Annotated in this window: 20 protein-coding genes; 10 read left to right on the plus strand and 10 right to left on the minus strand. The window is 51.1% G+C overall.

Translation table 11 applies throughout. The features are described from left to right. Nucleotides 1-26: 26 nt before the first annotated feature. From fabI to sapA, 6 genes are all read right to left on the minus strand, one after another. Nucleotides 27-815: an enoyl-ACP reductase FabI gene (fabI, locus tag DBY68_RS16520; protein WP_108475605.1), complete on the minus strand. Its 789-nt coding sequence runs from the start codon at nt 813-815 to the stop codon at nt 27-29. A 159-nt stretch (nt 816-974) separates the two neighbouring features. Next, a complete protein-coding gene (gene sapF, locus DBY68_RS16525; RefSeq protein ID WP_108475604.1) occupies nt 975-1,781 on the minus strand; it encodes a putrescine export ABC transporter ATP-binding protein SapF in 807 nt (268 codons plus the stop codon). Between the two features lies 1 nt (nt 1,782). Continuing rightward, entirely contained in the window at nt 1,783-2,775 is a 993-nt protein-coding gene (gene sapD / locus DBY68_RS16530) for a putrescine export ABC transporter ATP-binding protein SapD (RefSeq protein WP_108475603.1), read from the minus strand. Continuing rightward, on the minus strand, nt 2,775-3,665 hold the full coding sequence (gene sapC, locus DBY68_RS16535) for a putrescine export ABC transporter permease SapC (RefSeq protein ID WP_015964626.1): 891 nt from the start codon (nt 3,663-3,665) through the stop codon (nt 2,775-2,777). Before sapC ends, sapD begins: the two co-directional genes overlap by 1 nt. Further along, the gene (gene sapB, locus DBY68_RS16540) at nt 3,652-4,617 is read right to left on the minus strand and encodes a putrescine export ABC transporter permease SapB (protein ID WP_108475602.1); all 966 of its coding nucleotides are present in this window, start codon (nt 4,615-4,617) and stop codon (nt 3,652-3,654) included. The genes sapC and sapB overlap by 14 nt, the downstream gene beginning before the upstream one ends. Further along, entirely contained in the window at nt 4,614-6,263 is a 1,650-nt protein-coding gene (gene sapA, locus DBY68_RS16545; protein WP_108475601.1) for an ABC transporter substrate-binding protein SapA, read from the minus strand. Before sapA ends, sapB begins: the two co-directional genes overlap by 4 nt. A gap of 783 nt (nt 6,264-7,046) precedes the next feature. On the opposite strand from sapA, the gene DBY68_RS16550 reads away from it, so the two are divergent. Beyond that, a complete protein-coding gene (locus DBY68_RS16550; protein WP_108475600.1) occupies nt 7,047-7,832 on the plus strand; it encodes a helix-turn-helix domain-containing protein in 786 nt (261 codons plus the stop codon). 82 nt (nt 7,833-7,914) lie between these two features. After that, on the plus strand, nt 7,915-8,139 hold the full coding sequence (locus tag DBY68_RS16555) for a hypothetical protein (RefSeq protein WP_146745470.1): 225 nt from the start codon (nt 7,915-7,917) through the stop codon (nt 8,137-8,139). Nucleotides 8,140-8,145: 6 nt separating this feature from the next. On the opposite strand, the gene DBY68_RS16560 is transcribed toward DBY68_RS16555, so the two are convergent. The 3 genes from DBY68_RS16560 to DBY68_RS16570 are packed head-to-tail and all read right to left on the minus strand — an operon-like array spanning nt 8,146 to nt 10,306. Further along, nucleotides 8,146-8,379 (minus strand): hypothetical protein, encoded by a 234-nt coding sequence (locus DBY68_RS16560; protein ID WP_108475598.1) that lies wholly within the window; start codon nt 8,377-8,379, stop codon nt 8,146-8,148. A 15-nt stretch (nt 8,380-8,394) separates the two neighbouring features. Next, nucleotides 8,395-8,757 carry a hypothetical protein gene (locus DBY68_RS23120; RefSeq protein WP_108475597.1) on the minus strand — a complete coding sequence of 121 codons (363 nt, stop codon included), beginning with the start codon at nt 8,755-8,757 and terminating at the stop codon, nt 8,395-8,397. Between the two features lie 55 nt (nt 8,758-8,812). After that, complete coding sequence (locus tag DBY68_RS16570; protein ID WP_108475596.1) at nt 8,813-10,306, minus strand: sensor domain-containing diguanylate cyclase; 1,494 nt, start codon at nt 10,304-10,306, stop codon at nt 8,813-8,815. 518 nt (nt 10,307-10,824) lie between these two features. Between DBY68_RS16570 and DBY68_RS16575 the strand changes: the two genes are divergently transcribed. Beyond that, nucleotides 10,825-11,529, plus strand: coding sequence for a metallophosphoesterase (locus tag DBY68_RS16575; protein ID WP_108475595.1), 705 nt, complete (start codon nt 10,825-10,827; stop codon nt 11,527-11,529). Here DBY68_RS16575 and pspF read toward each other — a convergent pair. Then, nucleotides 11,483-12,472 carry a phage shock protein operon transcriptional activator gene (gene pspF / locus DBY68_RS16580; RefSeq protein ID WP_189623234.1) on the minus strand — a complete coding sequence of 330 codons (990 nt, stop codon included), beginning with the start codon at nt 12,470-12,472 and terminating at the stop codon, nt 11,483-11,485. The genes DBY68_RS16575 and pspF overlap by 47 nt on opposite strands. 151 nt (nt 12,473-12,623) lie before the next feature. On the opposite strand from pspF, the gene pspA reads away from it, so the two are divergent. The 7 genes from pspA to tyrR all read left to right on the plus strand — a co-directional run bounded on the left by pspA (nt 12,624) and on the right by tyrR (nt 18,621). Further along, complete coding sequence (gene pspA / locus DBY68_RS16585; RefSeq protein WP_108475593.1) at nt 12,624-13,292, plus strand: phage shock protein PspA; 669 nt, start codon at nt 12,624-12,626, stop codon at nt 13,290-13,292. Between the two features lie 51 nt (nt 13,293-13,343). Then, a complete protein-coding gene (gene pspB, locus DBY68_RS16590; RefSeq protein WP_108475592.1) occupies nt 13,344-13,568 on the plus strand; it encodes an envelope stress response membrane protein PspB in 225 nt (74 codons plus the stop codon). Further along, nucleotides 13,565-13,924 (plus strand): envelope stress response membrane protein PspC, encoded by a 360-nt coding sequence (pspC, locus tag DBY68_RS16595; protein WP_108475591.1) that lies wholly within the window; start codon nt 13,565-13,567, stop codon nt 13,922-13,924. The genes pspB and pspC overlap by 4 nt, the downstream gene beginning before the upstream one ends. A gap of 12 nt (nt 13,925-13,936) precedes the next feature. After that, on the plus strand, nt 13,937-14,161 hold the full coding sequence (gene pspD, locus DBY68_RS16600; protein WP_015964613.1) for a phage shock protein PspD: 225 nt from the start codon (nt 13,937-13,939) through the stop codon (nt 14,159-14,161). A gap of 294 nt (nt 14,162-14,455) precedes the next feature. Next, a complete protein-coding gene (locus DBY68_RS16605) occupies nt 14,456-15,853 on the plus strand; it encodes a YcjX family protein (RefSeq protein WP_108475590.1) in 1,398 nt (465 codons plus the stop codon). Then, entirely contained in the window at nt 15,850-16,902 is a 1,053-nt protein-coding gene (locus DBY68_RS16610; RefSeq protein ID WP_108475589.1) for a YcjF family protein, read from the plus strand. The genes DBY68_RS16605 and DBY68_RS16610 overlap by 4 nt, the downstream gene beginning before the upstream one ends. Nucleotides 16,903-17,079: 177 nt before the next feature. Further along, entirely contained in the window at nt 17,080-18,621 is a 1,542-nt protein-coding gene (gene tyrR / locus DBY68_RS16615; RefSeq protein WP_108475588.1) for a transcriptional regulator TyrR, read from the plus strand. The last annotated feature ends 84 nt before the right edge of the window (nt 18,622-18,705 follow it).

Raw genomic sequence — 18,705 nt, forward strand, 5'->3', positions numbered from 1 at the left:
TCCGCGAGCGCGGAAGGGCAAAGAACTTATTTCAGTTCCAGTTCGTTCATTGCAGCGATGCTGAAGCCGCCATCAACGTGAACCACTTCACCGGAGATACCGGCAGAGAGGTTGGAGCACAGGAATGCAGCAGAGTTACCCACATCTTCAATGGTAACGGTACGACGAATCGGGGTAACCGCTTCGCAGTGCGCCAGCATTTTACGGAAATCTTTGATACCGGATGCGGCCAGCGTACGGATCGGGCCCGCAGAGATGGCGTTAACACGGATACCTTCCGGGCCCATAGCGTTAGCCATGTAGCGAACGTTAGCTTCCAGAGACGCTTTAGCCAGACCCATCACGTTGTAGTTAGGAATCGCGCGCTCTGCACCCAGGTAGGAGAGGGTCAGCAGGGCAGAGTCCGGGTTCAGCATGCTGCGGCAGGCTTTCGCCATTGCAACGAAGCTGTATGCGCTGATGTCGTGCGCAATTTTGAAGCCTTCGCGGGTCACCGCGTTCACATAGTCGCCGTCTAACTGGTCTGCCGGCGCGAAGCCGATGGAGTGAACGAAACCGTCAAATTTCGGCCATACTTTCGCCAGTTCAGTGAACAGGGATTCGATGCTTTCATCTTCAGCCACGTCACACGGCAGCACGATGCTGGAGTTCAGTTGTGCGGCAAACTCTTCTACGCGGCCTTTCAGTTTCTCGTTCTGATAGGTGAACGCCAGTTCAGCCCCTTCACGGTGCATCGCTTGCGCAATACCGTATGCGATGGACAGTTTGCTGGCAACGCCAGTGACCAGAATGCGCTTACCGGAAAGAAAACCCATAGCTTTTAATCCTTATATTCATTGTTATGGCGACCTGCCTGAAAACGGCGAGCCGTCGTTAAATCGCGGCGATTCTAGCATGAGTCGCCGGGAGAGTTAATCCGACCACTTCATCTCTGTCGGATTGGACATGAAATCTTTGCCAACGGCGGTGAACAATTATCTGTCTTTACGCCACGCGTCTGCTGTTAATGCCTCACCAAAATGGCCCGCAATCAAACGTTTAGTCAGATCATGCAGCGGTGCTGCCAGCACATCAGCAGTACTGCCGCGTTCGACCACTTCACCCTGATGCATGACCAGCACCTGGTCGCTGATATGCTTCATCATGCCCAAATGCTGAGTGACATAGATATACGAAATACCCTGTTTCTCCTGCAATTCCAGCATCAGGTTGACCAGCTGTGAGCGCATTGACATATCCAGTGACGCCAGCGCTTCATCGCAAACAATCACTTTGGGACGCAGAATCAACGCGCGCGCAAGCCCAAGACGTTGCTTCTGACCGGGTGCCAGCATATGCGGATAATAGCTGACGTGATCTGGCAGCAGCCCGACCATACGTAGCGTTTCGATAATCCGTTTTTGCCGCTCCTCCGCTTCAAGCTCTGTATTCAGGCGCAGCGGAAAATCGAGAATTTGCGAGATTCGTTGACGCGGATTCAGCGACGTTGACGGATCCTGAAAAATCATACGAATACGCTGGCTACGGAACGAATAATCGCCATAGTGAAGAGGATGATCGTCAATCAACAGCTCACCCGTGGTCGGTTCAATCATACCTGCAAGCATTTTGGCCAGCGTTGATTTCCCAGAACCGTTTTCGCCGATGATCGCCAGCGTCTGTTTTTCACGCAATGTAAAGCTGAGCGGTTTGACCGCCTGAAGCGTCTGGCGGTGAAACCAGCCAGTACGATAGCGGAACGTTTTACTCAGATTGCGCACTTCAAGTAATGTCTCGACCACGTCACTCTCTCTCCATATTCAGCGGAAAATGACAGGCGAAAAGATGGTTTTTTGCACCGGTCAAACGCGGCGTTTCAATGCATTCCCGCTGCGCATAAGGGCAACGCGGCCCCAGGCGGCAGCCAATCGGTAACTGCTCCAGCAGGGGAATAGCGCCCGGCATGGTATTCAGGCGGCTTTTATGCGGCATAGGGCTTCCAAAATCAGGGATCGCGCGAATTAACGCCTGCGTATACGGATGATGCGGAATGGTCACCAGATCTTCGCTTGGTGCCGTTTCCACCGTTTGCCCGCAGTACATGACGTTGATTTTATCCGCCCATTTGGTAAGCATCTGCAAATCATGTGAAATCAACAGAATCGTGGTGTTGTTGTTTTGGTTGAGACGCGTCAGCAGACGGAAAATCTGTGCCTGGGTGGTCGGTTCCATGGCGTTCGTTGGCTCATCGGCAATCAACAAACGCGGCTGGTTCGCCAGGGCGATGGCAATCATCACTTTCTGGCATTCACCTTCCGTAAGTTCATACGGGAAACTGCGCATCGCATCTTTATGATCTTTAATCCCCACGCGGTGCAGCAGTTCGATGACACGGCGCTTGCGCCAGCCAAAACGCTGCCACCAACGGCCTTTGTAGGTCCAGCCGGGGATATTCTGCTTCAACTGCTTGCCAACGCGTTCTGACGGATCAAGACAGGATTGCGGTTCCTGGAAAATCATCGACACGTTATGGCCGACCAGCTTGCGACGCTCTCGGTTAGAGAGGCGCAGCAGGTCGATATCATCAAAGCGCATGCGGTCTGCGGTGACGCGCCAGTTATCTTTATTGACGCCGCAAATGGCTTTAGCGATCAGGCTTTTCCCTGAACCGGATTCGCCAACCAGCCCACGAATTTCACCTTCAGCGAGCGTCATGCTGACGCGGTCGACGGCCTTTACCCAGCCTTCGTTGGTTTTCAGTTCAATGGTTAAATTACGAATATCCAGTAATGGCATTACTCCACCCCCGCGTTAATGGCACGACGAATACCGTCGCCAAGCAGGTTAACCAGCAGCACGCTAATCATTATCGCAGCACCTGGCAGCATCACCGTCCACGGCGCAACGTAGATCAGTTCCAGCGCATCGCCCAGCATCGCGCCCCATTCCGGAGACGGCAACTGCGCGCCAAGGTCAAGAAAACCAAGCGCGGCAATATCCAGAATCGCCATCGACAGCGCGCGGGTGATTTCCGTTACCAGCCCCGCTGCGATATTCGGCAAAATAGCGAACCACAAAATATTCAGTGTTGATGCACCATCCAGACGGGCGGCTACCACATAATCACGCTCGAGTTCATCATGCACCATACTGTAAATAGAACGTACCATGCGCGGCAGCAATGCCAGCCAGACGGCAAACATCGCATGCGATAGATGCGGGCCGGCGAAGGCGACGACGATGATCGCCAGCAGCAGCGACGGAATTGAGAGCAGGGTGTCGAGAATGTGGTTCAGCATGGCGGAACGCAGGCCATGCGTCGACCCGGCGAGAACGCCGAGTACCAGCCCGCACAGTGTGGCAGCTAATGTCACCACAAAGGCACCGCCTACGGTCGGCGCAGCACCGCTCAGCAAGCGGCTTAGCACGTCGCGGCCGAGATCGTCCGTGCCAAGGAAGAAGGAGACTTCACCATAGCGCGACCACGACGGTGGCAGCAGTTGATAACCGAGAAATTGCTGATCGATACCATAGGGCGCGAACCAGCTTCCGAATACGCACAGCAGCACCAGCCCCCCACAGCCATAAAGACCAATCATCGCGGTGGTGTCACCGTAGAATTTACGCCACACGGTGCGCAACGCACCGGGCGGGCGCTTCTCGATGTAGACGCTATCGTAAGGCATACCATTCCTTATGTTTCAGAGGGTTAGCCATTGCACCCAAAATATCAGAGACGACGTTTACCATAATGACCAGCGAGCCAATGACCATCACGCCCGCAGAAATCGCCGCGTAATCTTGCTGGCGGATAGCGTTAATCATCCAGCGTCCCAGCCCCGGCCAGCTAAAGACCATTTCGGTGATCATCGCAAGCGTTAGCATAGTGGAAAACTGTAGCCCTAAACGCGGGATCACCGGCGGCAGTGCGTTATGCAGAACATGGCGACGCAAGATTGTTAACCGGGAGACACCGCGCGTCGCAGCCGCTTTCACGTAGTTGGAATCAAACACCGCAATGGTGCTTAAACGCATCAAACGCACGACCTCGGTGGTGGGTGCGACGGCCAGAGTCAGTACCGGCAATACCATATGACGCAGCGCGCTGGCAATCATCTCTTCGCGCCATGGCGAATCAGAGAGCCAGGCGTCAATCAGCGCGAATCCGGTCACGCTTTTGACCTGATAAAGCAGATCAAAACGTCCGGATACGGGCAGCCATCCGAGTGTCAGCGAGAAGAAAAGCGTGAACAGCAGGGCAAGCCAGAACACCGGCACAGAGAAACCGACCAACGCCAACGCGCTGATTAATTTATCCTGCCATTTATTGCGCGTGATGCCGGCCACCATCCCAACGGGAATACCCACCAGCAGAGCAAAGCCAAAGGCGAGAAGGCACAACTCCATCGTTGCCGGGAAAACATCTTTTAACTGCTCGGAGATAAGCTGTCCGTTGATGCTGGAAACGCCGAAATCCCAGTGCAGCACGCCGTTAAACCAGAACACCAGCGCATTCCAGAACGATGCGCCCTGCAATGGCGCATGCGGCGTGAAGTAGCTGAGGCTAAAACCCACCAGCCCAAGAAAGAAGAGCGTCACCAGCAAAAGCAGTAAACGACGAAGGGTAAAAATGATCATGGCTTTTTCACCTTATCTTCTTTCTCACGCGATACCCCAGCAAACGAGGCGTTGCCGAACGGGCTCAGCACCAGGCCTTTAATATCATAGCGATAGGCCTGTAAACGCAGGGATGAGGCCAGCGGTAACACAGGCAATTCGCGTGCCAGAATCTGCTGGGCTTCGTCGTAGGCATCGATGCGCGATGCCAACTGTTGTGAGGCCAGCGCTTTACGCAGCACGTCATCGAATTCGCGGTTACACCAATGGGCAAAGTTGGTTTGCGAGGAGATGGCCGCGCAACTCAATAACGGGCGGAAGAAACTGTCTGGATCGTTACTGTCCGTCGCCCAACCGGACAACGTCAGATCATGATTCATATCCATCAGGCGCGCCTCCTGGAAACGGCCTTCAACCGGCACTATCACCACTTTCACGCCAACCTGCGCCATATCCGCCTGAATCAGTTCGGCGGTTTTTAACGGACTCGGGTTCCATGCCTGCGAACTGGTCGGCACCCACAACTGAAGCGTGAGGTTTTCCGCGCCCAGGGATTTCAGCAACTGGCGTGATTTTTCTGGATTGTATTCGGTAATTTTAGCCTCGTTATCATAAGCCCAGGAGGCGCGAGGCAAAATGGAAGCCGCTGTTTCCGCTGTACCGTAATAGATAGACTGCATCAGACGCTGGTTATTAATCGACAGGGCCAGCGCGTGGCGAATCTCAGGATTATTCAACGGCGGTTTATCAGTATTGAACGCCAGATAAGCGATGTTCATCCCCGGACGCAGCGTCAGGCGCAAGCGTGGATCGTCACGTAAGATGGTTAACTGGCTGGCGGCAGGCCAGGCCAGAACATCACACTCACCGGTCAGGAGTTTTGATAAGCGACCGGTTCCACCGGAGCCTAAGTCAACAACAACCTGAGGCATCAAGGGCTTACCGCGCCAGAATTTTTCGTGACGTTGTAACCGAATGTATTGTCCGGTGCGATATTCATCGAGCAGAAATGGCCCTGTGCCCACTGGCTGGCGATCGAGCAGTTCTTCGTGATCCTGCTTCGCCAGTTGGTTGGCATACTCCGACGACATGACGGAGGCGTAGTGGGTCGCCAGGTGCCAGAGGAAGGAGGCGTCCGGGTGATTCAGGCGAAATTCTACCGTGTGGCTGTCGAGTTTGCGCACGCTCTGAACCGTATCGGCGAATTGCAAACTGTCGAAATAGGGGAAGTTGCCGCCGTTGACGTTATGCCATGGATGATTCCGATCAAAGATACGCGCGAAGGTGAAGACGACATCGTCCGCGTTGAGGTTTCTGGACGGCTTAAACCAGCGCGTGGTCTGGAACTGCACGTCGTTGCGCAGATGGAAGCGGTAGGTTGCACCGTTATCCAGCACCTCCCAGCGTTCAGCCAGTTCCGGTACCAGACGATAAGTATAGGGGTCGACATCCAGCAGCCGGTCATAAAGCTGGGCCGCCAGCGTGTCGACAATCAGACCGCTACCTGCTTTTTGCGGGTTAAACGTGTTGACCTGCCCGCTGACACAGTAGACAAAGCCGCTATCGCGAATGTCGGCATTGGCGGGCAGGGAAGCGGGCGGCGCGGCAATCGCCTGACCACAAACTAACCCTAACCCTGCCAGGAGTGATGACAAATTCAGGCGCATAATTCTTTTTTGATGTGAGATAGTATGGCTATCTTATTAATAGTTAATGACATTTGTCATATCCGTGTGTCCAGGAGAAAGTGGGTGCTTCACCGGTCGCATCGTTCGATACGGACAGCGTGGGCATTTTCAGATTCCCCATAGATTATACCCTGTAAATCAACTCTCCGTCCTGAAGCTCCACTTTCCCTTGTCGTGCTCAAAGGGCGCCCGCTATGCGCAAGAGGAGCAAAATGACGGAACATGCTCAGAGTACGCTGATATTATTTGATTAAAAAATTATCAATAGAGAGAAAAGTCTCCATCGCCTTGAAGTATGGTATCTTTTTATCGATAACATCTCCAGTTAGCCTTCTTATTCCTCTGATTAATGCTTGCTGACCTGCCTACAATGAACGCTGTGCAGACGATTGCAAAAGTGACCAGAGCGGTTGTAAAAACATAATCTTAACAAGATGATGCAACCGCACTGCTGAAAGGGATGCGCAATAAAAAAACAAGTCATTGATTTTATGAGCAAAAAAAGGCAGCGACTTTTTGGGCTCCTTTTTGACGGGAGAGTCTTTGCATTTGGAATTTATGCCCAATCCGATAAACGGCATGGAGGGCATTGACCGGAATTGTTACATTTACATTTTCTCTATGGCCAATATTGACATCGCAGGGTTATTTCATCCTGTATAAATGTGACACATGATTTCCAGCACAATACCATCATGCCTGGTAAGCCTTCTGTAATGCGTTACATTTATCTGGCCAGGTTGATGAATCAGGATTGTGATTATGCGTTATGAAAGTATTGTCAGTGATATGGCCGCGTGGATTGAAAACAATAAATATCATAATCTTAAGATAGAAGAGATCACTGAAAAATCAGGATTTTCCAGAAGACACCTACAGCGTTTTTTTAAACAAAAAACGGCATTGAGTATCGGCACATATAGTCGTCTTAGGCGACTCTCAGGCGCTGCTATTGCGCTACGAATTACCGGGCACGCTGTTAAGGATATCGCACGATGGTTCGGCTTTGATTCTGCTGCATCCTTTATTGCAGCCTTTCGTCGTCAGTTTGGTGTCACTCCGATTGTATTTCGTAAACGCGATGAATGGCCCTTTGAGGATATGATACCTCGTTATGATTACCTGGCTCACGTAGCGAAACTGGATTGCCGACTAATACGATGCAGCATTGATAAACCTATCATGAGTAGCGTTAATATTGCTGAAGTCACGCAGAATATTCAGCCAGCAGGATTATATTCAATGCTTATTAAGAATGTGAAATATGATGAGGAGTTTATCACTAACAGTGATGTTATGCTGTCTTACGCATTATGCATAGAAGAAAACCAAACCAGTGATAAGCTGGATTGGATTTCAATTACACTTAACGAAAATATTGATAACTTAACTCACATCCAAAAAGTGATCTACGCGGGTTTGCTGCCATCTATTGGCATAACACGTCTTCGTGCACCGGATGTTTTAAAGATTGAATCTAATCAGTTGGGTGAGGTTATCATTACTGAATACCGGGTGCCTTGCGTACCACATACCACAAATTTTTGACCAAACTCGACTTATGCGATCATCACAGAGGGTGTAGTGAATAGTGTTCTTTTTTAAAAATAATAAAACCAAACAATGCGTGATGTCTGAAGTCGTTGATGAGATTCCTTTACAGGAAAAGAGGAGGCTTTATCTTCTTGAAAATGGCGTAAAGAATTTTTCGGGGGGTGTCACCAGTTTACATGACAGAATCGATGAGATGCTCCGCAACGGTTGTACCGATACTGAAATGCTTCGCACATTGCTTAGCGATCTTTCTATCTATCTCCGTGATTTACAGGTAGTGGGGAAACTTAAGCCTGATTAATGCATTTTACAATTTCCATAGCCTGTCAATAAAGCGGGGCAGGCTGGTTTCATCCAATGTTGTCGACACAGATAAAAACTCAGATGCCGTTGCGTTAGGAATCGCTTTATTCCATTTTTTAAAGGGAATGCCCTGGTCGCTAAGATAGTCCTCAATCTCATTCTCACAAAACCTTACGTCATGTATCAATCCACAACGGTAAAGGCAGTTTGCCAGTAATGTCACCTTATCTATTGGCATGCTCATGACCTGCTTCTAGTATTCATGTATGATCGGCAGTGGGACAGGGTAGTTATTTCTCAGTCCGAGTAACTGGCAGCGTACAAATTTTTGTTGATCCTGATACCAAAAAATAAAGCTACCACTATTACGATCATAAATCATTTGATCAAGATTAGCGAACTCAAATATCGATTTGGAACCATCGATGATATGACCTCCCCCCGTTTCAAACTCATCCTTTCCCCATCGCTCCTGAGTGTGAAGATAATGGTGTAGGATAACCTCAATGTTTCCGCGTAGCGGACACTGAAGTGATATATATGCGTCGTCTATGTTAATGGCCCAGGTGAGTGGTGTGGCAAACAGTAAATGCAATACCAAAATGACCTTTCTCATACTATATCTCTATGAATAAAACTAAAATGATAAAATGCCGAATACGTTCAGAAACTCATCGTGTAATGGTGTTTTTACCGTTCTCCTTAGAGAGGTAGAGCAATTTATCAACGGCCTCTAATGCTTCTAATCCGGTCTTATTATCAAATGACACAACGCCACCACTTACTGTTGTTCTAAGATTACTTTCACGATATTTCATGGCCGCTATGTCCATGCGTAACGCTTCGATAATAGAGTTCGCAACATTGATATTGATGCCGTCAAACAGCGCCGCAATCTCTTCTCCACCGTAGCGATAGAATTTAATGTGTTCGGTTTCATATTTTCGGGCCAGTTTGGCAATGGTCTTGAGTACCAGATCGCCTTTAGTGTGGCCAAATTTATCGTTTATGGCCTTAAAATCATCTATATCAATGAGTGCAAGGCAAGAGTCAGATTTGTAGCTAAATGTCTCAAGTTGTTGATCAAAAGCTCTGCGGTTGAGCAATCTGGTAAGGCCATCGGTTGCTGCCTTTGAAGAGATGTCTTCTAACCGCGAAATATTGTTTTCAATTTCAAACGCTAAAATTTTTGAAGAGTCTTCTCCATCAAATCGGCCGTATCGAATACTTGATGCAATATTCGTTAAGGTGGTGTTCATTACTGAAATGATAGCCCACCAGGCGAAGCAGATAATCAGAATGGAAAGCATGATGAAATAATAAATTTTGGTGTTCATTTCAATCATGGTGCTATTCATGGTTTGCTGTGTAACTTTATAAAAAACGACCCATGAGGGATTATCCATTTTCTTGTAAAAATAGTATGAATCATCTTCCTGATTGTAAAATGAACCACTCTTCCATATTGTTTGCCTCAACAACTGCATGTTCTTTTTGATATTTGTCATGATGACTTTATCTGTGATTTGCTCACCATTATCTGTCAAAATGAAGTTATTGCCAGGCATTGGTGGATCAATACTACTTAATGCTTGGTTAACAAACGATAAATCAATATCAAAAGCGACGACACCATTCGTTAATTCGTCACTTTCAAAGAAAGGTAGTGAAACAGATACGATTCTTTTAGTTGAAATGTAGTCATTGTAAGGCTGTGTGAAAGAAGTTTGTTCTGAATAACTGGTGGCTATCTGATACCATGGGCGTGACTGAGGAACGAACCCTTTGATGAGTTTATTGTTTTCGCTCAGCATAGGGATCCGTGTGTAATGATTATGTGCATCGAGAATGTTCAGGCCCGTTATATTAGGCATGATGTATAGCTGGCTACTTAGCCATTTATTGAATCTGCGAGAGCTGATTTCTGAGTGATCACATATTGTTTCTGTGATGAGTTTCAGGGATGTTTCACTATTGGTAAGCTTTTCGTTGATAATATTTTCCAAAACCGATACATATTTTTTTGAAAATGAGATGCACGATTTTTTTATATCTATCCACTGATGATAAGCGATCATACCGCTGGCGATAATTAACGTAAACAATAAGCTGGAGAAAACAATATTTAAGGATTTAGTGAAGGAGATTTTTTTCTTTAATTTCATACTTTCAAGGGACGTGTGTTTTTACAGCTATGATGCTAAATAATTTTGTGCGATGTGTCAAAAATTGGATATGGTATTTGTGCCAAATTGCCCGTTACTAATAAAGTATGGCGTTAATCGAACAGTGCCTGATTTAATTTCAGGCACTTGTTATGGCGATCTGGAATCAATTTTAACGATTTTTTTGGCGTGAGCGGGGCCGATTAAACCAGGACATCACACCGGAAAAAAGCAGGACTACCCACACACATTCGTGCAAAAACACGCCGATGTAGACGCGATTGAAGATGAAAAGCAGGTACAGGATCAACACACTGCAAAAAATCGAGAAGCTATAGCGGAAGGTTTTAGCGCGCATAATGGGATTTCGATTGAGAAAGGTGCGTGATTATACGATCACAATCATTTGCAGATGTAGTGAGTTTTTTCGAACAAGAGATTCGACCTCATCAACGACTAACTGACCTAAACTTTACCTAACCCCTTTTTCATCTTATCGACGATGTCGGGAGGTGACAATGAGCCTCTATCAACGCATTCATGGCGACCTCTGGCGCAATATTTGGGTGGTGGGCGATCTGCACGGCTGCTACGCGTTATTGATGCAACATCTTGAGCGCATTGCATTTCAGCCTATGCAAGATCTGCTGATTTCGGTGGGGGATTTAATCGATCGGGGAAGCGAAGATGTTGAATGCCTGATGATGCTCAATCAGCCCTGGTTCCGGGCGGTGCGCGGCAATCATGAAGAGATGATGCTGGACGCGCTGGAGGGAAACGGTCACACAAATCTGTGGGTGGCAAACGGGGGCGGATGGTATTTTGACCTCAACGTGAACGAGCAACATCGCGTGAAAGCGCTGCTGTATCGTATTGCAGAGTTACCGTTGATTATCGAAGTGGTGACCGGGGATAAAAAAATGGTTATCTGCCATGCGGACTACCCGGACGACCATTATGCCTTCAACAAACCGGTTGACCCTTTTCAGGTGGTGTGGAACCGCCAGCGTATTAATCGCGCCCAGCGCGGCTCCATGTGTTTGATAGGTGGGGCCGATCAGTTTTTCTTCGGCCACACGCCTGTGTCTAAACCTTTTAAATCCGCCAATCAGCTCTACATTGATACGGGCGCCGTGTTTTGCGGCAACCTGACGCTGGTGCAACTGCAACGTCGTGTTAAAGCTGGTGCTTCTTCAGCAACGCCCGTAGCTGATGGTAGGTAAGCCCAAGCAATTCCGCCGCCTGCTTCTGATTAAACCGCGCCTGCTGCAAACTCTTTTGCAGGAGATCTTTTTCCTGATCCAACTGAAACTGGCGTAAATCCATCGGTAGTTTTGGCTCGTTTGGGCTACTTTTTTCCGCTGTTTCTGGCTCACTTTGCCGTTGGAATGGATCGATAATAATGTCGTCCAGCGGAATATCACTGCTGCCATGCCGATAAACGGAACGCTCCACGACGTTCTTCAATTCTCGAATATTCCCAGGCCAACGGTAGCCCATCAATGTTTCACGGGCGTGCTCGGTGAAACCTGGAAACAGCGGCATCCCAAGTTCACGGCACATCTGAATAGCGAAGTGGTTTGCCATAAGCATGATATCGCTTTGGCGCTCACGCAGCGGCGGGAGCTGTACGACATCAAAGGCTAACCGGTCAAGCAGGTCGGCGCGGAACGTACCGTCTTCTACCATCTGGGGTAAATCAGCATTAGTGGCGCACACCAGCCGAACGTTTACCTGCAACGGCTGGCTGCCGCCGACGCGTTCCAGTTCGCCATATTCAATTACGCGTAGCAGCTTTTCCTGTACCAGCATGGGCGCGGTCGCCAGCTCATCGAGGAATAATGTCCCGCCATCGGCGCGTTCAAAACGCCCCGGATGGCGCTTTTGCGCGCCGGTAAATGCACCAGCTTCATGGCCGAATAATTCCGAATCGAGCAGGTTTTCATTGAGCGCCGCGCAGTTAAGCGAAATAAACGGCCCCTGCCAGCAGGAGGAGAGATAATGCAGACGGTTCGCAATCAGCTCTTTACCCGTACCGCGTTCGCCGATGATCAACACCGGCTTATCCAGTGGCGCAAGGCGTGAAACCTGCTCCAGGACTTCCAGAAAGCGGTTGGCTTCGCCGAGAAGATTGTCTTTATATTCTGCCATGATGAAATTCACCATTTGTTAGTGTAATTCGCTAATTCACTCTACGTCGAAAGCGGGTAAATTTCAATCACCTTAAGTAGAATCAATAAGATACAAAGTTGGCACGCGAATTGTATTACTCATACAGCAGGCTAATGCCTAAAACAGAAATTATGAGGACTATATTATGGGTATCTTTTCTCGTTTTGCCGACATCGTGAATGCCAACATCAACTCCCTGTTGGAGAAAGCGGAAGACCCGCAAAAGCTGGTGCGTCTGATGATTCAGGAAATGGAAGACACGCTGGTGGAAGTGCGTTCTACATCGGCGCGGGCGCTGGCAGAGAAAAAAGATCTGACGCGTCGCGTTGAGAAAGCTTTTGCACAGCAGGCCGAATGGCAGGAAAAAGCCGAACTGGCGCTGCGTAAAGAGAAAGAAGATCTGGCGCGTGCGGCATTGATCGAAAAGCAGAAACTGACCGATTTAATCACCACCCTGGAACATGAAATTACCCTGGTGGACGAAACCCTGGCACGCATGAAAAAAGAGATTGGCGAGCTGGAAAATAAACTGAGTGAAACGCGGGCCCGTCAACAGGCGCTGGCACTGCGTCATCAGGCGGCAAACTCTTCCCGCGATGTGCGCCGCCAGCTAGACAGCGGTAAAATCGATCAAGCGATGGCGCGTTTTGAATCTTTTGAGCGCCGCATCGACCATATGGAAGCGGAAGCTGAGAGCCACCGTTTCGGTAAACAACCGACTCTGGATCAGCAATTTGCCGAGCTTAAAGCGGATGATGAAATCAGCGAACAGCTGGCACAACTGAAAGCCAAAATGAAGCAGGACAACCAATAATTATTCTGGCGGCACGCGGCGTGCCGCTGCTCATCATTGTAAGGAGTACCTATGAGCGCGCTTTTTCTTGCCATTCCGCTGACACTGTTTGTGCTGTTTGTCCTGCCGGTATGGATTTGGCTGCACTACAGCAACCGCTCGCGCAGCAGTGGATTAACGCAAAATGAGCAGCAGCGTTTGTTACAGCTCACCGATGACGCTCAGCGTATGCGCGAACGCATTCAGGCGCTGGAAGCCATTCTGGATGCAGAGCACCCGAACTGGAGGGATAAATAATGGCCTTAGATTTTAATAAAAAATTGTGGCGGATTCCCCAGCAGGGCATGGTGAAAGGGGTTTGCGCAGGTATCGCGCACTACCTGGACGTGCCGGTAAAACTGGTGCGAATTATCACCGTGCTGGCGATGTTATTTGGCCTGTTTTTCTTTGTGGTCGTCGCCTACATTATTCTGACTTTCGCGCTCGACCCGATGCCGGAAGGCGCGATGGGTGAGGCGAACAGCCCCACCAGCAGTGAACTGCTGGATGCGGTGGACGCGCAACTTGCCGCGGGCGAACAACGTCTGCGGGAGATGGAACGTTACGTGACGTCGGATACTTTTTCGCTACGTAGTCGTTTTCGTCAACTCTAATTGAGGATACTCATGAATACTCGCTGGCAACGTGCCGGGCAACAGGTAAAACCCGGTTTAAAAATCGCAGGTAAGCTGGTGCTTCTGACCGCGTTACGTTACGGCCCGGCAGGGGTTGCTGGCTGGGCGGTAAAATCCGTCGCTCGACGTCCGTTGAAGATGCTGCTGGCGGTGGCGCTGGAGCCTTTGCTGAGCCGCGCGGCGGCGAAATTGTCGAAACGGTATAACCGACAGTAAAATAAACGAAGTGGCGCAACAGGGGTTGCGCCTCAGATTGCCGACAAAGTGCGCTATGTTCTTGCCGGATGCGGCGTAAACGCCTTTTCCATCCTGAAAAACATTGCAAATTCAATATATTGCGGAAACGTTGTAGGCCTGATAAGCATAGCGCATCTGGCAATGTTGCGTTTGTCATCCGTCTCCGGCACAACAGGGGGCCCATTGTAATCTCTGAGCTTTTACATCTTTCCTTATCACCCTCATGTAATATCTACCTCATACGTTTTTCCTTCAGGGCATAATGGAACCGCTATGAAGCGACTTAAAAATGAATTCAATGCGTTGGTTAACCGGGGTGTCGACCGACATCTGCGTCTCGCCGTTACCGGCCTGAGCCGCAGCGGGAAAACGGCGTTTATCACCGCGATGGTGAACCAACTGTTAAGCCTGCACGCCGGGGCGCGTTTGCCGCTGTTGAGCGCAGTGCGCGAAGAGCGTCTGATTGGCGTGAAGCGCGTGCCGCAGCGGGATATGGGCATTCCGCGTTTTACTTACGATGAAGGGCTGGCGCAGCTTTACGGGCAACCGCCAACCTGGCCGACGCCAACCCGTGGCGTGAGTGAGATTCGTCTGGCGCTGCGTTTTCGCTCCAATGAATCGCTATTACGCCACTTTAAAGACACCTCAACGCTGTATCTGGAAATTGTCGACTACCCCGGTGAATGGCTACTGGATTTGCCGATGCTGGCGCAGGATTACCTGAGCTGGTCGCGCCAGATGACCGGCCTGCTGCAGGGGCAACGCCTCGAGTGGTCTGCACAGTGGCGTAAGTTATGCGAAGGGCTCGATCCGCTGGCGCCCGCCGATGAAAACCGTCTGGCGGCGATTGCTCAGGCGTGGACTGATTATCTTAATACCTGTAAGCAGGAAGGCCTGCACTTTATTCAGCCGGGGCGCTTTGTGCTGCCGGGTGATATGGCAGGCGCGCCTGCGTTGCAGTTCTTCCCCTGGCCGGATGTCGATGGTATCGGCGAGGCCAAACTGGCGCAGGCTGATAAACACACCAATGCGGGCATGCTGCGCGAGCGTTTTAACTACTATTGTGAAAAAGTGGTGAAAGGCTTCTATAAAGAGCATTTTCTGCGCTTTGATCGCCAGATTGTGTTAGTCGATTGCCTGCAACCGCTTAACAGCGGGCCACAGGCCTTCAATGATATGCGCCTGGCCTTAACGCAGTTAATGCACAGTTTTCACTACGGCCAGCGCACGCTGTTTCGTCGGCTGTTCGCGCCCGTTATTGATAAGTTGCTGTTTGCCGCTACGAAAGCGGATCACGTTACCGTCGATCAGCACAGCAATATGGTGTCACTGCTACAGCAACTGATTCAGGATGCCTGGCAGAATGCGGCCTTTGAAGGCATCACCATGGATTGCCTGGGGCTGGCCTCCGTGCAGGCGACGCAGAGCGGGCTGATTGACGTCGATGGAGAGAAAATCCCGGCGCTGCGCGGTCATCGGCTCAGCGACGGACGGCCGCTCACGGTTTACCCGGGGGAAGTTCCCGCGCGGTTGCCGGGGCAGGCGTTCTGGGATAAACAGGGTTTTCAGTTTGAGGCGTTTCGTCCGCAGGTAATGGATGTTGACCAGCCGCTTCCGCATATTCGTCTTGATGCGGCGCTGGAATTTTTGATTGGAGATAAATTGCGATGAACGAACCGTTAAAACCGCGCATCGATTTCGACGGCCCGCTGGAAGCGGAAAAAAGCGAACAGTTCCGGCAGTCACAAACCTTCACTGATGATGTCGCAGACAAGTTTGCGCCGGCTGTGCTTGATGAAACCCTGCCGGAAGAGGGGCAGGCGGAAGCGGTTGTGGAATCGGTGCTGCGTCCTAAACGTAGCCTGTGGCGCAAGATGGTCACCGCGGGCCTCACTATCTTTGGCATCAGCGTGGTGGCGCAGGGCGTACAGTGGACGATGAATGCCTGGCAAACCCAGGACTGGGTGGCGCTGGGCGGTTGCGCTGCCGGGGCGCTGATTGTTGGCGCGGGTGTGGGGTCGGTGGCAACGGAATGGCGGCGCTTGTGGCGTTTACGCCAGCGCGCGCAGGAGCGGGACGAAGCCAAAGAACTCATGCAGAGCCACGGCGTCGGTAAAGCCCGTGCATTTTGTGAAAAACTGGCACAGCAGGCGGGTATCGACCAGGCGCATCCGGCGCTGCAACGCTGGTATGCGGCCATCCACGAAACCCAAAACGATCGTGAAGTGGTCAGCCTATACGCGCATCTGGTGCAACCGGCGCTGGATGCGCAGGCGCGTCGGGAAATCAGTCGCTCGGCGGCAGAATCTGCCATGATGATTGCCGTCAGCCCGCTGGCGCTGGTGGATATGGCGTTCATCGCCTGGCGCAATTTGCGTTTAATTAATCGCATCTCCACGCTTTACGGCATTGAACTGGGCTATTACAGCCGCCTGCGCCTGTTCAAACTGGTGCTGCTCAATATCGCGTTTGCCGGGGCCAGCGAACTGGTGCGCGAAATTGGCATGGACTGGATGTCGCAGGATCTGGCCGCGCGCCTTTCCGCACGCGCCGCGCAGGGGATTGGTGCCGGGTTGCTGACTGCACGCCTGGGCATTAAGGCGATGGAACTGTGTCGCCCACTGCCGTGGATCGATAACGACAAACCCAGGCTCGGCGATTTCCGGCGCGAGCTGATTGGTCAACTTAAAGGCGTCGTCCAGAAGGGCGGCGCGAAGTGATCTTCTTCAGGCCGACCCTGTGTCGGCCTGTGCTCATTTATCCCCTGAACGAAAATCTTTACGGCGCAATGGCGTTTTTTCCGCCATACTGTCAATAATTGTTGACAGCCTGCTTCCCGCCGAACGATAAGTGTCTTATTATTCACGGGTCTTTGGCTTATAAGGGTGAAAATTCCCATGCGTCTTGAAGTCTTTTGTGAGGACCGCCTCGGTCTGACACGTGAATTACTCGATTTGTTGGTGCTGCGCGGCATTGATTTGCGCGGGATCGACATTGACCCTATTGGCCGAATCTACCTCAATTTTGCCGAGCTGGAGTTCACCAGCTTTAGCACCTTAATGGCGGAGATCCGCCGCATCGCGGGCGTGACCGACGTGCGTACCGTGCCGTGGATGCCTTCTGAACGTGAGCATCTGGCATTAAGCGCACTGCTCGAAGCGATGCCGGAGCCGGTGCTCTCGCTCGACACCCGCAGTAAAATCGAACGCACCAACCCGGCGAGCTGTCAGTTGTTTGGCATGAGCGCCGACAAAATGCGCAACCATAACGCCAGCCAGCTCATCAGCGGTTTTAACTTCCAGCGCTGGCTGGAAAGCGAGCCGGTGGAAACACAGGCGGAACACGTGGTGATCAACGGGCAAAACTTTTTGCTCGAAATCACCCCGGTATACATGAGCGGCGAGCACGAACAGCGTATCCTTGCCGGAGCCGTTGTGATGCTTCGCTCGACTGTTCGGATGGGCCGTCAGCTTCAGACTCAGACTCCCCAGGATGTGAGCGCATTCAGCCAGATCGTCGCTGTGAGCCCGAAAATGCGCCATGTGGTCGATCAGGCACGCAAACTGGCGCTGCTGACCGCACCGCTGTTGATTGTCGGCGAAACAGGTACCGGTAAAGATCTGCTGGCGCATGCCTGCCACCTGGCGAGTCCACGCGCGGCAAAACCGTATCTGGCGCTGAACTGCGCCTCGATTCCGGAAGATGCGGTTGAGAGCGAACTTTTTGGCCACGCGCCTGAAGGTAAAAAAGGGTTCTTTGAGCAGGCGAACGGCGGTTCGGTGCTGCTGGACGAGATTGGCGAGATGTCGCCGCGCATGCAAACCAAACTGCTGCGTTTCCTGAACGACGGTACATTCCGCCGCGTGGGGGAGGATCATGAAGTGCACGTTGATGTGCGCGTGATTTGCGCCACCCAGAAAAACCTGGTGGAACTGGTTCAGAAGGGGTTGTTCCGGGAAGACCTCTATTATCGCCTGAACGTTCTGACGCTGAATTTGCCGCCGCTGCGCGATCGTCCGCAGGACGTGATGCCACTGACCGAACTGTTCGTGGCGCGCTTTGCCGATGAGCAGGGCATCTCGCGCCCGAAACTCTCGGCCGATCTCAGTAATGTGTTAACCCGCTACGGCTGGCCGGGTAACGTTCGCCAACTGAAAAACGCCGTCTATCGCGCGTTAACGCAGCTGGAAGGTTATGAACTGCGTCCAAATGATGTGCTGCTGCCGGATTATGACGTCACCACTACGGCGGTGGGAGAAGAGGCGATGGAAGGTTCGCTAGATGAGATCACCCGCCGCTTTGAACGTTCGGTGCTGACGCAGCTATATCGTAGCTTCCCGAGTACGCGTAAGCTGGCGAAACGTCTTGGTGTGTCGCATACGGCGATTGCGAATAAACTGCGTGAATACGGTTTAAGCAATAAGAAGAGTGAAGAGTAAACAAAATAGCCTCCATCTGGAGTAATGCCGATCAGTTAAGGATCGGTTGAACGATCCAGTGGTTGTGTAAGAATCCGGAAATGC

This window comes from Pseudocitrobacter sp. RIT415 (assembly GCF_003057695.2).
Taxonomy (GTDB): Bacteria; Pseudomonadota; Gammaproteobacteria; order Enterobacterales; family Enterobacteriaceae; genus Pseudocitrobacter; species Pseudocitrobacter faecalis.

Excerpts from the sequence above, each read along its gene's own strand:
- pspF (WP_189623234.1), bottom strand. The coding sequence starts at position 12,472 with ATGGTGAATTTCATCATGGCAGAATATAAAGACAATCTTCTCGGCGAA.
- pspD (WP_015964613.1), top strand. The coding sequence starts at position 13,937 with ATGAATACTCGCTGGCAACGTGCCGGGCAACAGGTAAAACCCGGTTTA.
- pspB (WP_108475592.1), top strand. The coding sequence starts at position 13,344 with ATGAGCGCGCTTTTTCTTGCCATTCCGCTGACACTGTTTGTGCTGTTT.
- DBY68_RS16570 (WP_108475596.1), bottom strand. The coding sequence starts at position 10,306 with ATGAAATTAAAGAAAAAAATCTCCTTCACTAAATCCTTAAATATTGTT.
- pspA (WP_108475593.1), top strand. The coding sequence starts at position 12,624 with ATGGGTATCTTTTCTCGTTTTGCCGACATCGTGAATGCCAACATCAAC.
- sapD (WP_108475603.1), bottom strand. The coding sequence starts at position 2,775 with ATGCCATTACTGGATATTCGTAATTTAACCATTGAACTGAAAACCAAC.
- tyrR (WP_108475588.1), top strand. The coding sequence starts at position 17,080 with ATGCGTCTTGAAGTCTTTTGTGAGGACCGCCTCGGTCTGACACGTGAA.
- DBY68_RS16555 (WP_146745470.1), top strand. The coding sequence starts at position 7,915 with ATGTCTGAAGTCGTTGATGAGATTCCTTTACAGGAAAAGAGGAGGCTT.
- DBY68_RS16575 (WP_108475595.1), top strand. The coding sequence starts at position 10,825 with ATGAGCCTCTATCAACGCATTCATGGCGACCTCTGGCGCAATATTTGG.
- DBY68_RS16550 (WP_108475600.1), top strand. The coding sequence starts at position 7,047 with ATGCGTTATGAAAGTATTGTCAGTGATATGGCCGCGTGGATTGAAAAC.
- DBY68_RS16610 (WP_108475589.1), top strand. The coding sequence starts at position 15,850 with ATGAACGAACCGTTAAAACCGCGCATCGATTTCGACGGCCCGCTGGAA.
- sapB (WP_108475602.1), bottom strand. The coding sequence starts at position 4,617 with ATGATCATTTTTACCCTTCGTCGTTTACTGCTTTTGCTGGTGACGCTC.
- fabI (WP_108475605.1), bottom strand. The coding sequence starts at position 815 with ATGGGTTTTCTTTCCGGTAAGCGCATTCTGGTCACTGGCGTTGCCAGC.
- DBY68_RS23120 (WP_108475597.1), bottom strand. The coding sequence starts at position 8,757 with ATGAGAAAGGTCATTTTGGTATTGCATTTACTGTTTGCCACACCACTC.
- DBY68_RS16560 (WP_108475598.1), bottom strand. The coding sequence starts at position 8,379 with ATGCCAATAGATAAGGTGACATTACTGGCAAACTGCCTTTACCGTTGT.
- sapC (WP_015964626.1), bottom strand. The coding sequence starts at position 3,665 with ATGCCTTACGATAGCGTCTACATCGAGAAGCGCCCGCCCGGTGCGTTG.
- sapA (WP_108475601.1), bottom strand. The coding sequence starts at position 6,263 with ATGCGCCTGAATTTGTCATCACTCCTGGCAGGGTTAGGGTTAGTTTGT.
- DBY68_RS16605 (WP_108475590.1), top strand. The coding sequence starts at position 14,456 with ATGAAGCGACTTAAAAATGAATTCAATGCGTTGGTTAACCGGGGTGTC.